Here is a 13949-nt window from a genome sequence, read left to right as displayed (position 1 = left end):
TGCTTTTTTACATAGAGAGGGACGGACCTTCATCCATTTCATTCTCCACCTCCATTTATGGTACAATCAGTAGAGTCTTAAAAAGGAATTCGTAAAGGAAGATATACGTGAGTAAAAAAGCGCCAGTTCAAAAAAATGATTATATAGATGAAGCAGTATTTGAAAATCTGACCCATGACGGAAATGGAGTGACGAAGGTGGACGGATACCCACTTTTCGTTCCTAATGCCCTACCAGGTGAGGAAGGCAAGGTTAAAGTCGTGAAAACGAGTAAAGGCTATGGATTTGGGCGGCTGACAGAGCGCACCAAGGAAAGCCCGTTTCGCCAGGAGCCTCCATGTCCAATCTACAAAGAATGTGGCGGCTGCCAGATTCAGCACATGACCTATGAAGGACAGCTTCAAGCGAAAGAAAAAAATATCCGTGATGTGATGCAGCGCATCGGAAAGCTTGGAGACATTCACGTACATCCGGTACTGGGGATGGAAGAGCCGTGGCGTTATCGAAACAAAGCCCAAGTGCCTGTAGGGGAAAAGGACGGACGCTTTGTAGCCGGCTTCTATCAAAAACGAAGCCATGAAATCATCGATATGGACAAATGTATCATCCAGTATGAAAAAAATGATGAAGTGATTCAGCATGTGAAGGATATATGCGAGAAACTGGAGGTCCGTCCCTATGATGAGAAGAATCATAAGGGGACCCTCCGTCATATTATGACCCGGACGGCGTATACGACGGGAGAAGTGATGGTCGTATTGGTCACTCGTACGCCGGAGCTTCCTCATAAGAATGCAATCATCGAAGCGCTTGTCGAGAATATTGAAGGATTAAAATCGATTGTTCATAACGTAAATCCTAAAAAAACGAATGTGATCATGGGCGATTCTACACGCGTCCTGTGGGGGGAAGAAGTGATCCATGACTATATCGGGGACGTGAAGTTTGCGATCTCGGCAAGATCCTTCTATCAGGTTAATCCTGAGCAGACGAAGGTGCTTTATGAAAAAGCTTTGGAGTATGCCGATATTCAAGGAGAAGAAACGGTCATTGATGCGTATTGCGGGATTGGTACGATATCCTTATTCCTTGCCCAAAAGGCAAAGAAGGTGTATGGAGTTGAAATCGTCCCACAGGCGATTGAAGATGCGAAGAAGAATGCAGCGTTGAATGACATGACCAATGTAGAGTTTGAAGCAGGACCTGCAGAAGTCGTCATTCCCACATGGTATAAAGATGGAATCAGGGCCGACGTCCTGGTAGTGGATCCTCCACGAAAGGGCTGCGATGAAGCGCTCCTGAATACGATCCTCGCCATGAAGCCAAAGCGCGTGGTTTATGTATCCTGTAACCCTGCGACACTTGCCCGTGATCTTAGAATTTTAGAGGATGGCGGGTACAAGACAACCGAGGTCCAGCCTGTTGATATGTTTCCGCAAACGATGCACTGTGAAGCCGTTGCGAAGATTGAGTTAGTAGAATAAGCGAGGAAGAAAGCCGATGTATCTCACAATTAAAGAAACAGCCGAATATCTGTCTCTGCCGGAATCGTATATTGAAAGCCTCATTCAGCAAAATAAAATACGGGCGGTCCACGACGGAGATCAATATTTAATATACCGGGACCAATTCAATCAGCACCTGGAGCAAATGGAAAAAATGAAGCGTCAGCTTGCTGAATACTTAAGTGAACCGATTCCGGAAGATATCGATGTGAAGGATGAAGACTAGCCTTCCGGAAAACACCTAATGAAACGGGGAAATACAATGAGCGGACAACAACGATCCAATATCAAACAGGGTCTTGAAGTGGACATCGTCCTGAAAAAAGACCAAAGAACTAACAAGCTTACACGTGGGATTGTTAAAGATATTCTAACCAATTCACCGAATCATCCCCACGGCATCAAAGTCCGGTTAGAAGATGGACAAGTTGGGCGAGTGAAGAATATTATTCAGTAGTGTTGGGAGAGAGGCCATAAGTGGTCTCTTTTTTTATTTAGTTTGGTGTGGAGGTACTAATGGCGCATCCGCAATTTGAGTTAACAAAAAGACCTCGACCCAAAACGGATCGAGGCCCTTCTTTTACACTTAACTAAACAATTGTGGAATGCCTTTAATTAATGAGTATACACCCATGTAAGACATGGCCACGACAATCAACGCACCGAAAATGGTCATCCAAATCGGGTGCTTGTAATCACCGACGATTTTGGTTTGATGAGCGGCGATAAGCATAACTCCTAGTGCTATTGGCAAAATCAATCCATTAAGTGCCCCCACAAGGATTAAAATTGCAACAGGCTTACCTACAATGACGAATACTAGTGTTGAAACGGTAATGAACCCCACAATTAGCCACTTATGATATTTCTCCAATAGTAGGCTGAATGTTCGAATAAAGGAAACCGATGTATAGGCAGCACCAACGACGGATGATACAGCAGCTGACCACATGACGATCCCGAACATCTTGTACCCTATATCACCGGCAGCCAGTTGGAATACAGAGGCTGGCGGGTTGGAAGGGTCCAATTGCAGACCTTGTGACACAATTCCTAAAGCGGCAAGGAAAAGGAAGATACGCATGATGGATGCGATACCGATGGCGGATACTGAGCTTTTCGTGATCTCAGGAAGTGCCTGTTTCCCTGTTATTCCGGCTTCTAGTAACCGGTGACCACCGGCGAATGTGATATATCCACCAACGGTTCCACCTACGAGCGTAATGATGGCTAGAAAATCAATGGTGTCTGGTGCAAATGTTTTCGTAACAGCTTCTCCTACAGGAGGGTTTGCTGTAAACATCACGTACACTGTAAGGATAATCATGAGTAACCCGAGGATCTGGGCGAACTTGTCCATTAATCTACCGGCTTCTTTCACCAGGAAGATACCTACTGCGACAATTCCACTGAATAATGCGCCCATTTCCGGTGAAATACCAAACAGGACATTCGTACCTAAACCAGCCCCGGCAATATTTCCAATGTTAAAGGCCAAACCGCCCAGCACAATTAGGATGGCAAGGAAGTAGCCTAATCCCGGTAAGACATCGTTGGCAATATCCTGAGCCCTTTTTTCAGAAATGGCGATGATGCGCCATATATTAAGCTGGGCACCAATATCAATGAGGATTGAAACAAGGATGACGAAACCAAAGCTTGCCGCCAGGGTTTGAGTAAATACGGTTGTTTGAGTAAGGAAGCCTGGTCCAATGGCAGATGTAGCCATTAAGAACGCAGCCCCTAACAATACGCTGAAATTTGATTTTTTCTTCAAGAAATTCGCTCCTTTGCTGTCGTGTGAATGGCTGCTTAGTTGAATTTCAAGGCGATCCCCTGATTTAAATGCCTTAATTGCCTTTCGCGATCTATGTAGAGTTCCTGGGCTTTTTCATGAGAAATCATCGTAAAGGTCAACTCTTCTCCAGGCTTTGCCTGAGCAATCAAAGGAAGATCCACTGACGCAATCTGACCGATTCTTGGATAGCCTCCCGTCGTTTGCCGATCCGCTAACAGAACAATAGGCTTCCCATTTGAAGGAACCTGAATCGTCCCAAAGGCAACCGCTTCTGAAATCATATCAAAATCCTTCTCGAGATGGAGGGACGGACCTTCCAAACGGTAGCCCATTCGATCTGATTGAGCAGACACTTTAAAGGGTTCATTGAAAAAGTGTTCCCGGCTTTCTGCTGAAAATAAATCGTACTCGGTTCCGGTCATCACTCGAATCGTTTTCTTCTGTTGATAAGCCGAGATGAATTCAGAAGAAATCGACCAATCAATTTCCGTGAAATCATTGTTCTCTAAATAGGGAAGTAAATAGTCGATCATATTTTCAGATTCCTTCGAAAGCGTCCCAGCTTTCAAGTTGTCACCTTCTTTTAAAGAACGACCATTCAATCCTCCGATCCCCGCTCTTACGTAAGTTGACTTGCTGTTCATCACCGTTGCTACATTAAATCCACCTGCAATCGCAAGGTAACTGCGGCAGCCGCTCTTGCATGCCCCGAATTTAAGAATGCTTCCAGCTTTGATCAATAGTGATCTCCTTAAAGGAACCGGCTTCCCGTCTATGGTTGGAGATAAGTCTCCTCCGCAGATCGATATAAGGCTGGTTTCCTGGAACTCAAGCATTGGACCCATAAGTGTCATTTCAAGAGTGGCATCGTTTTCATCATTCCCTACCAGCAGGTTAGAGATTTTATGGGCAAGAGGATCCATACTTCCACTCACGATGACGCCATATTTTTGATAGCCATACCTTCCAAGGTCCTGAATCGTTGAAAGGAGGCCCTGTTTCATTACATTTATCATTGTTCCTCCTCCAATGCTTTATATTCTTCAAATGAAATCGGAGTGAAACGAATTCGATCTCCTGCTTTAAGTAAGCTTGGTGAGTCGTCGTTATTTGGTTTGAATAATTTTAAGGGGGTACGTCCAATCAGCTGCCACCCTCCAGGTGTTTCAATCGGATAAACGCCTGTTTGTTCTCCGGCAATTCCAACTGAGCCAGCCGGGATCTTGAGGCGGGGTGATTCTCTTCTTGGTGTCGCGATATCCGGGGACATGCCTCCGATATAAGGGAATCCCGGGGCGAATCCAATCATGTATACGAGGTAGTCACCATTGGAATGTTTCGCGATGACTTCATCAGTAGACATCTGATTGTGGTTCGCGACTTCTTCAAGGTCTGGTCCGAATTCTCCACCGTAGCAGACGGGAATGTCGACGATTCTGGAATCTGATTGTTCACCTAATGTAAGTTTGGAAAGCATGTGTTCAATTTCTGAACAGACAATTGTGTAGGGTAATGTATTCTGAAAAGGTTTGTGAGATTCTATGATTTTGATTGGATCGTAATAAAGTGTGACGGTTGTAAATGCCGGTATGTATTCAACAAGCCAGTCGATTGTCCGGGTTTCAAAAAAGGTGGTGACGGCTTTAACCTTTTCGTGTGTTTCTTGCTGAATTGAATTTCCTAATTGTATAACGACGGCATGATCGCCCAATGGTCGTAACGTATAATTCAAAGAACTACCTCCATTCGCAATTGTATGATTATAAAAAATATAAAATAATTATGTATGAGTAGGCGTGCAAATAAGATTATTCAGAAATTTGAGCCATGTTGTTATTATAGTATAATTCTTTGTCTTTTCAATAAAAGGTTGGGAATTAGATGGTTCTTCCAAGAATTATGATGTGTGTGGGTCTTATTATGTTGCATTCGTTTTTTTGGCTCATTCGAGTGAAACGTTCGTTTCACTCGCCTTTCAGCTTCCGCTGAAAGGCCGGGTAGAGAAGGAATGAGCCAAAAAAACAGGTAGTATTACTTTCCCTCTATTTATTGGAATCAATCATAATAATTACTCGAATGTCATTTTGCAATATTTGTAAAAAACTAGCATGTTTTCACGGGTTCTAAATCGTATCGCAATTTTGTTTTATGTGCTATTATTTAGTAATCCGAAATATTATCCTCCTGAATGTATTGGGAGGATTATTGATAGATGGTGAAAGGGGGTTTTCTTATGGAGAAGGTAAAGGATCCTTTATGGACGAGGTCTTTTATTATGTTGATGGTAGGAAACTTGTTTGTGTTTATGTCGTTTCAAATGCTTATACCGACGCTTCCGCCTTATATAAAGTCGATCGGGGCTTCAGGTTTGGAAATTGGATTAGTGACGACGTTATTTTCGATAGGTGCAGTGTTAAGCAGGCCGTTCATTGGGTTTATGCTTGAATACAGGGACAGGAAACCTCTTGTTTTAATAGGTGGGATCTCGTTATTATTGATCACGGTGATTTATCCATTGTCCAGTGTGGTATTCATCTTTCTTTTATTCAGGTTTGTACACGGATTGGCGTGGGGATGGTCTACAACGGTGAATGGGACGGCAGCCGTGGATGTGGTGCCGAAATCACGTTTAGGTGAAGGAATGGGATATTACGGATTGTCGATTACGATTGGAATGATTATAGCTCCAAGTCTCGGGATATATTTATTCCAGGTAACGACCTTCACAAACCTGATTATTACTTCCAGTGCACTTGGTGTTATCGCGGTTATCTTGTTAGGAGTCGTTCATTACCGTACACCTAAAGTTGTCAAAGAAACGAAAAAGGAAGACTTGAAGTTTTCCTATCTGGGTTCATTAGTTGAAAAATCCAGCTGGTTTCCAGCGTTCATTACGATCATGGTGACCTTTGGTTACGGGTCGATCGTTACCTTTATCGTCATCTTTGGGGAAGAACGTGGAATCCAGCATATCTTCTTATTCTATTTATGTAATGCGATCATGGCGTCCCTATCACGACCGATTGCCGGAAAATGGTTTGATGAACGCGGACCTAAGGGGCTTGTTCTCTTTTGTATCGTGATTACCTTTATCGGTATGTGGGTATTATCCTATGCTCATTCTGATTTCCTCATCATCGTATCAGGTATTTTGTTTGGTGTTGGATTTGGATCTCTTATTCCGACACTCCAATCCTGGACTTTGTCATTAACTCCTGACAATAGAAGGGGAGTAGCCAATGGGATGTTCTTCTCTTCCATTGATCTTGGAATCGGCTTAAGCGGCTTAGTATTCGGAGTGCTTGCACAATATGTTGAGACGGGTGTTTTATTCCAGATCTCAAGCTTATTCCTGCTCATTGCTTTAGTTGTAGCGATACTGGAAGGACGCAAACAAAAAAAGTTTGTTCACCAGACATCCGCCTAGTTTGATGGCTGAAAAATGGTGGTAAGTAAAAAGGACTATCTGTTTTTGAAGGCACATGCCGCCTTTAGTAACGGATAGTCCTTTCTTCTGTAATGGAAGTGATTCCTATGAATCATGGCAGAAAGTATCAATCGGAAATTGAAAAGGAAATGAAATTTTATCCCAAGGAAATTCTGTTAGAATGATAGAAATAGACTAGTCTGTGAGGTTCCTTGAACAGGGGGATCCACATATAACGGAGGACATTATGACAGAAGAAAAATTACTAATGGAAAAGTCATTCTATGGAACTTTTTTAGTAGACTATGACACGAACCGTCATCCAATTGAAGTGCTTGGTCAAGCTTTTGTAGAAGAGCAGCAAAATGAACCGTATGATTTAACGTTCATACGCTTTGCTCAGGGTGAGGTCTACTTTCATAGCAAGGACTATGAAGCGGCTATTTTCAAATGGGAAAGCATCCAGAACGAATTAGAACCTTGGGCAAAGAAGAATATCGCGGATTCTTACTATGAGCTTGGGTTGTTATCGTCAGCTGAGGATGTCTATACAGCTATCCAAACGGAAAGCACGATATTAACGCTGGAAGTATCCCTGCAGCTATTCTCTCTGTATATCGAACGAAACAAGATCCAGTCAGCTTATCGTACCATCGACAAAGCCTTGACAATCAATCCGGATTATCCCAATGTAACTGACCTCGCCCGGACTTTTTATGAAGAACAAGAGGACTGGAATAAAGCGGTGGAACTGGCAGTTCAAGAATCGATCCGGACCCAGGATCCTGCTTGGTTCATGATTCTGAGGGGATATGGTGATCAAGGTTACACAACATCCTTTGCGCCTACCTATTTCTACGATTTATTGATTGCGGTTTATGAAAAGGATCGTAAACAATTCAAGGATCTCGTGTCTTCTCTATGGACAAGTTACAGAAGCAATCCGGTTGCCCATATTGAATGGATGCTGACGGTCAATACAATCTTTGAATATGTGGAAATACTCCCGAACGAATCATGGGGGGACATCCTATCCCAATTCCAGGAAGCATACGTAGGATTCCTGGAAGGCAACTACTTAGTGAAAGACCTGGAAGGCTTTATGCCAAGCATGCTGAGCAATTGGCTCAAAGTGAGCAGGGATCATCAACCACTTTTCCCGGCTGCTGCCGTTTTAGCTTGGAACGATGTCTTTTCGTACAGCATTGAACAGATGGTGACGGATGAGGCGGAAATGATCCTGCTGGAAGGAGACTCCTATCAAGCCCGCTTTGAAGACATTATCCTGTTCTTAAATAAAATCATTGATTGGTCAGAACGAAATGATGCTGCTGTAGGGTATAAAACGAAATGGATTGCGGAGCAGTTAATGGATCTAAGTGAACACCACTTATTAATCGCAGGGAGTGGCTCAAGCGGAAAGTCTTCCTTCGTTCAATCCGTTTTAGGTGAGAGCGTCGGTGAGGCTGAGGGCTCCACCATCATTTATAGCTACCATGATCAGCAGGTAGAAGTGAAGGAGATTCACGAACATGGAGTTCACAAAGTAGAGAGCATCGCTGATTTTGAAGAGCTGATGCAAAGAGAAGCATTCGTAGAATATAAACTCCCATCTGAGTTTCTTAAGAAAAATAGAAGTGCCATCATTGACGTTCAAACCGGCCAAAGGCATCTGGATGATCTGACAGCCTTTTATCCTGTAGCTGATGGACTATTATATGTTTTGAATGCCGATTCCCCGTTTAATGCAGAGGACAGACAAACCTTAAGAAAGTTAACGGAAATTGGACAGCCTGTGAACGTACATTTCTTATTAAATAAGATGGACAAAGTATCTCACTCTGACCGTACAGAAGAGATCATTGAATCAGCACGAAACAAAGCCCGGGAATGGTTCCCGGACGCAGAGGTGCTACCGTATTCATCCCTGGAAGCCGTTCACCTGCAGCGGCAGGATGTTCAGTCCTTCCTAAAGAAACAGTATATGGTGAATGAAAACGTGCTCAAAGCGGAACGTGGAGCCAAATTATTTTATCTGGTCAGAAAAACATTAAGAGATCTTTACTCAAAACGTAAGAATCGTGAAAATGAACTGAAAGAGACGATCGAGAAGAATGAAGATATCCTGACACGTTTGAACGGCTTTGAAAACTACTTAAGTGACATGCAAAGCGATAAGGTATCAGTCATTAAGGATTCTTTCCATAAGAAGAAAGAAGCGATGAAGAAGGAAATCTCTGAGAAAATCCCCGGTATCCTTAGTGGCTGTTCTGATCTGATCAGTGAAGAAAGTGATTTCAAACAGATCCATATGGAGTTAAATGAGGCGATGAATACCCGAATTCAAGGGTATATCCAAGATGATCTCATGCCCCGTTATGTCAAATCCCTTGAGGAGTGGCTTGGCTTTTCAAAGCAGGAGCTTCAAGACAGTCAGAACTATTTAAATGAGATGAGTGAAACCTTCAACGGGTTATTCGGCAAGGATAAAGTCGTTTTACAATGTGATTTCCAAGTAATGGACGATTGGCGCCGGGATGTAAACCGAATGGGAACGAGAGCCCAGATTGATAAAGAGAATATTCTATTGCGCTTTAAACCTGCTCAGTTCCTATTAAAGAGTGCTGGAAAGCTGTTAGGTGTATTGCCTCAGAATAAGTCGTTACTCTACAATCAATACAAGCGCTACCTGGAGAACGAAGATTATCAGGATATCACGGCATCTGTCGTCAATAAATTTTTCCTTCAGTTTGATTTGTTCGAAAAATCACTGCAGCAGGATGTTCACTCCTTCTTCGCAGAGCCATTTAAACAATTGGACGTCACGATTAAAGATACAGAAACAGATATTGCAGGCGACAAAGAATTGTTAAAGAAAATGAAAGCAAATCCGGAGCGATATTTTGACCCGATCACTTTATTCGAAGTGAAACTGCTTCAACAGGAGTATATGGTGAAAGCGAGTTATAAAGCTTCTCATCATTATTCTTAATAAAAAAGACTGATTCTGAATGAGGGGGGGCTGCCCCTCTAGAATCAGTCTTTTTATTTTGTCTCCAGCTTCCTACACCTTCAAAAATTCGCTATTTTCCTGAATTACATCGGCAATGATTCTCTCGAGGGAATTTTCAGTATGGATATTGGAGAAATCCAATCCTAAATGGATGGCTGTCTGAGCTACTTCTGGACGAATGCCGGTGATGACGCTCTTCACTCCAAGTAGATTTAAGGCATCGATGAGGTGGAAGATTTGCTGAGCGACCATGGTATCAACCAATACCACACCTGATAAGTCGATGATCAACATGGATAAATGAGCATCGGCACTTTGTTGCAGGGTTGATTCTAATATCGTACGGGCACGTGTCGTATCAATATCTCCAATGATAGGCAAAAGTCCTACCTCTGAAGTTAAAGATATGACCGGTGTACTTAATTCCTTAATCAGGGTAGACTGTGCCTGGAGTCGATTCATTAATATGCTCAAGAACGTGGAAGTGAACGTTTCTAACACATAATCCAATGCGAAATTGATCTTTCGTTCCCACTCAAATACTTCTTTCAACTGGATGTTTACGTTCGAATCTTCCACAAACTTTTCGACATACGTCCAATACACTCTCCTGAACACACCTGAGTTACGAACAACCTCATCCAACGTCGTATTGGATTTACTGCGATGAGCAGCGGTTTCCCGGGTCCAGTTATAGATCAATTCCTTTGACTCTTCTTGAGAAAGTAACAGACACTTGGCGATGATCTTCACATAATTAGAGTTTTGTTCTTTTATTTTGTTGAGTACCTCTGGAGGAGAATCAGGCGAATAGTGTGATCCGGATTTAATATTCTGGAACTTCAACCAGTCTTCAGTGAAATCTAAGGCATGATCAACTAAGTATTCATATAAATCAGACGAATGTGTATCCATAAACTCTCCCTTTAAACTTGGCTTATATTCTTATTTTGAAACCTATGGATGAGACTGTCAATGTTAAGGTATTAATTGAGATAAAACAAAGATACATATACATCTTTTTATGCATGTTTAAAAACAAGGCTCTTTTCGTAAAGTTTGTTGCTATTGTAGAGGAGAAAGTAATAGTTGATTTCCGCTCCAGGATGCTCGCTTTCCGCGGGGCTGGCGGTGAGCCTCCTCGGCTGCGCCTCCGGGGTCTCACCTGTCCAGCTCCGACGGCTAGCCCCTCGAGGTCATAAGCTAAATGGTCCAAGAAGGCAAAGAGCGCCTTCTCGGCCCATTCATCTTATACTTGTCGGGGCTGATCAAGCCGCCTGCGCTTTTCGAACTGTCCAGCTATTCCCGCATGAGTCGAGCATCCTGCAGCGAGAATCAACTTTCTGAGCATGTATCCTTAATGGAAAACAATCTTATTTAAGGTAAATAGAGATTGATTTTCCTATTAAGGAAGAAGGATTATTTTTTTCTAGTTACATTGATTTCTTGCACACCTTGTAGCTCTGTCAAGAAAATTCTGATAAAGATGGTGAGGGGAACTGCGCAGACTCCTGCGGAAGTACGGGCGTGCCGAGACCCCGTTCGGCTAAGCTGAGGAGGCTCGGCCGAACGTCCGCGGAAAGCGGAGCAGTTCCCCTCACCATCCAGCATAAACCTGGTTGAACAGAGCCTTGCAGATTCTATGCTAGAAAACAACAATCTTTGTGAAAAGAGCCAAAAACAAAAATCCGTATCACTAAAATAGTAATTAGTCTGAAAACTAGTAATTTTCTAATAGTTATTGGTTTTCTAGTAAAAAAGTTGTATAATTATAATTATTAGAAAATACAAACTATTTTAGGGGGCCAATGATGAAGAAGAATGTAAGAGGATTATTTCTAGTATTAATGATTGGAATGGCAGCAATCATGACTGCCTGTGGAAGTGAAGAAGCAAGTGGAGATAAAAAAGAAAAGCTTGTAGTGGGAACCGATGCAGCCTTTGCTCCATTTGAATATATGGATAAAGGTGAAATCGTCGGGTTTGATATCGACTTTTTAGAGGCTGTCATGAAAGAAGCCGGCTATGAGTACGAAGTAAAGAACATTGGATGGGATCCGTTATTTGCAGCAGTTCAAGGCGGAAAGGAAGTCGATATGGGGATTTCCGGGATCACCATCAATGATGACCGTAAAGAAACGTTTGATTTTTCCAATCCTTACTTCGAATCCACTCACATGATCATGTTTGGTGAAGGTGTGGATATCAAAAGTGCAGAGGACCTGAAAGGGCTGAAGATCGGGGTTCAAAATGGAACGACCGGTCAGGCGGCAGCAGAGAAAATAGTTGGGCAGAACAGCCCTGATATTTCTAAATACGAGAATAATGTCGTTGCCATTACAGCATTGAAGCAAGGTCAGGTCGATGCCGTTGTAACGGATAATACGGTTGTAAATGAATATGTGAAAAATAATCCGGATGACAATTTCAATACAGTTGAAGATCCTGAAAACTTCGAATCTGAATTTTATGGCTTAATGTTCCCTAAAGACAGTGAGCTGAAAGCTGATTTCGATAAAGCGGTTAAAGAAGTGATTGAAAATGGTACTTATGCTGAGATTTACAAAGAATGGTTTGGTACAGAACCGAACACTGACGCTTTATTAGAGCAAGCAGAATAAGGAAACAAGGGGCGTAGTGAAAGTTTGGATGATCTTCTTTGTAGAATTTAAAGAGGATGGTTCATTCTTCACCTGCCCCTTTTATATGAGTCTGATTACTACTATAGAGAAGGGAGCGGCCTTCATGCCGTTACCGGGACAAAAGGAGTCATGATATGCTGGATTTCAGATGGGACATTATTGGGGAATACCTACCTTTTTTTCTAAAGGGAGCACTATTAACAATCGGTTTATCGGTGGGAGCCATCTTTTTAGGCTTAATCTTCGGACTGCTGATGGGGATATTCAGAATTTCCCCTTATCTTCTCGTTCGAACACCTTTCATTTGGTACATAAACTTTTTTAGAGGTACGCCATTATTCGTACAAATCCTACTCATTCACTTTGGTGTGATGCCAATGATTATGTCGGAGATAAATCCGGCTGTGTCCGCATTAGTGGCTCTATCGTTGAATGCCACTGCGTATATCGCCGAAATCTTCCGTGGGGGCATTCAATCCATTGACCGGGGTCAGATGGAAGCGGCCAGATCTTTGGGGATGACCAATATCCAGGCTATGAGGTACATCATCATCCCTCAAGCATTCAAGCGGATGATTCCACCACTTGGAAATGAATTTATCGTGTTATTGAAAGACTCTTCCCTGGCAGCGGTCATTGCCGCTCCGGAGTTAATGTACTGGGGTCGGGCCATGCAGGGGCAATATTATCGTGTATGGGAACCGTACCTGGCAGTCGCTATCATCTATTTAATCCTTACTCTATCTCTTACGTATCTACTAAACTATATTGAGCGGAGGATGGCAACCGAATGATTAAAGCAGTGAATCTTAAAAAGTCCTTTGGAGAATTAGAAGTATTGAAAGATATTAACGTCAATATCGAACCGCAAGAAGTAGTGGTAGTAATAGGGCCATCGGGTTCAGGGAAATCAACGTTTTTGCGTTGCTTGAACCTTTTAGAATCGATTACCGATGGTCATGTCTATATTAAAGACCGGGATATAACGGCCAAACAAACAGATATCAATAAAGTAAGAACGGATGTGGGAATGGTGTTTCAGCAATTTAACCTTTTCCCTCATAAAACCGTGATCCAGAACATTATGCTATCACCGATGAAGGTAAGAAAGTGGCAAAAGGATAAGGCAGAGAAGAAGGCATTGGAGTTGCTTGATAAGGTGGGGCTTGCAGAAAAAGCGTATGTGTACCCTGACTCCTTATCAGGCGGGCAGAAGCAGCGGGTCGCCATTGCAAGGGCACTTGCCATGGAGCCTGAAATCATGCTCTTCGATGAGCCGACTTCAGCCCTGGATCCCGAAATGGTGGGAGAGGTGCTGGAAGTAATGAAACAACTGGCGAAGGAAGGTATGACCATGGTGGTCGTGACACATGAAATGGGATTTGCCAGAGAAGTAGGGGACCGGGTCATCTTTATGGACGGCGGATATATCGTGGAAGAAAACAGACCGTCTGAGCTCTTTGGTCATCCAAAACATGAACGAACCCAGGCGTTTTTAAGTAAGGTACTATAATAGGTCATTGTAAGTTATATAGTCTTTCAATCCGCAACTGATCTTGTTTAT

Annotated in this window: 12 protein-coding genes; 8 read left to right on the top strand and 4 right to left on the bottom strand. The window is 42.8% G+C overall.

The genetic code is table 11. The features are described 5' to 3' along the window. The first annotated feature begins 107 nt into the window (after nt 1-107). Genes rlmD through ACXAF2_RS20340 form a run of 3 tightly spaced genes read left to right on the top strand, consistent with a single transcriptional unit; the run spans nt 108 to nt 1962 of the window. The gene (gene rlmD / locus ACXAF2_RS20350; protein ID WP_475141391.1) at nt 108-1484 is read left to right on the top strand and encodes a 23S rRNA (uracil(1939)-C(5))-methyltransferase RlmD; all 1377 of its coding nucleotides are present in this window, start codon (nt 108-110) and stop codon (nt 1482-1484) included. A gap of 16 nt (nt 1485-1500) precedes the next feature. Next, nucleotides 1501-1731: a helix-turn-helix domain-containing protein gene (locus ACXAF2_RS20345; protein WP_475141389.1), complete on the top strand. Its 231-nt coding sequence runs from the start codon at nt 1501-1503 to the stop codon at nt 1729-1731. 36 nt (nt 1732-1767) lie between these two features. Continuing rightward, nucleotides 1768-1962 carry a YwbE family protein gene (locus tag ACXAF2_RS20340; RefSeq protein ID WP_044339059.1) on the top strand — a complete coding sequence of 65 codons (195 nt, stop codon included), beginning with the start codon at nt 1768-1770 and terminating at the stop codon, nt 1960-1962. A 129-nt stretch (nt 1963-2091) separates the two neighbouring features. Here ACXAF2_RS20340 and ACXAF2_RS20335 read toward each other — a convergent pair whose 3' ends face one another. From ACXAF2_RS20335 to pxpB, 3 genes are read right to left on the bottom strand one after another with little or no spacing between them, the layout of a single operon-like run. After that, nucleotides 2092-3282: an NRAMP family divalent metal transporter gene (locus ACXAF2_RS20335; protein WP_475141387.1), complete on the bottom strand. Its 1191-nt coding sequence runs from the start codon at nt 3280-3282 to the stop codon at nt 2092-2094. 35 nt (nt 3283-3317) lie between these two features. Beyond that, nucleotides 3318-4319, bottom strand: a complete 1002-nt coding sequence (locus ACXAF2_RS20330) for a 5-oxoprolinase subunit C family protein (RefSeq protein ID WP_475141385.1) — start codon at nt 4317-4319, stop codon at nt 3318-3320. After that, on the bottom strand, nt 4316-5035 hold the full coding sequence (gene pxpB, locus ACXAF2_RS20325; protein ID WP_475141383.1) for a 5-oxoprolinase subunit PxpB: 720 nt from the start codon (nt 5033-5035) through the stop codon (nt 4316-4318). Before pxpB ends, ACXAF2_RS20330 begins: the two co-directional genes overlap by 4 nt. Nucleotides 5036-5536: 501 nt before the next feature. On the opposite strand from pxpB, the gene ACXAF2_RS20320 reads away from it, so the two are divergent. Both ACXAF2_RS20320 and ACXAF2_RS20315 read left to right on the top strand, forming a co-directional pair. Further along, nucleotides 5537-6730 carry an MFS transporter gene (locus ACXAF2_RS20320; protein WP_475141381.1) on the top strand — a complete coding sequence of 398 codons (1194 nt, stop codon included), beginning with the start codon at nt 5537-5539 and terminating at the stop codon, nt 6728-6730. 247 nt (nt 6731-6977) lie between these two features. After that, nucleotides 6978-9722: a GTP-binding protein gene (locus ACXAF2_RS20315; protein WP_475141379.1), complete on the top strand. Its 2745-nt coding sequence runs from the start codon at nt 6978-6980 to the stop codon at nt 9720-9722. 72 nt (nt 9723-9794) lie between these two features. Here ACXAF2_RS20315 and ACXAF2_RS20310 read toward each other — a convergent pair whose 3' ends face one another. Further along, nucleotides 9795-10658: an STAS domain-containing protein gene (locus tag ACXAF2_RS20310; RefSeq protein ID WP_475141377.1), complete on the bottom strand. Its 864-nt coding sequence runs from the start codon at nt 10656-10658 to the stop codon at nt 9795-9797. An 896-nt stretch (nt 10659-11554) separates the two neighbouring features. Between ACXAF2_RS20310 and ACXAF2_RS20305 the strand changes: the two genes are divergently transcribed. The 3 genes from ACXAF2_RS20305 (at nt 11555) to ACXAF2_RS20295 (ending at nt 13898) form a co-directional block, all read left to right on the top strand. Continuing rightward, on the top strand, nt 11555-12364 hold the full coding sequence (locus tag ACXAF2_RS20305) for a basic amino acid ABC transporter substrate-binding protein (RefSeq protein ID WP_475141375.1): 810 nt from the start codon (nt 11555-11557) through the stop codon (nt 12362-12364). A 158-nt stretch (nt 12365-12522) separates the two neighbouring features. Next, the gene (locus ACXAF2_RS20300; protein WP_148968133.1) at nt 12523-13179 is read left to right on the top strand and encodes an amino acid ABC transporter permease; all 657 of its coding nucleotides are present in this window, start codon (nt 12523-12525) and stop codon (nt 13177-13179) included. After that, nucleotides 13176-13898, top strand: coding sequence for an amino acid ABC transporter ATP-binding protein (locus ACXAF2_RS20295; RefSeq protein WP_475141373.1), 723 nt, complete (start codon nt 13176-13178; stop codon nt 13896-13898). Before ACXAF2_RS20300 ends, ACXAF2_RS20295 begins: the two co-directional genes overlap by 4 nt. Nucleotides 13899-13949: the final 51 nt, after the last annotated feature.

Source organism: Rossellomorea sp. ABR4_004 (assembly GCF_056159585.1).
The sequence above is the reverse complement of the archived record's forward strand: the minus strand, read 5'-3'. Positions and strand labels throughout refer to the sequence as shown.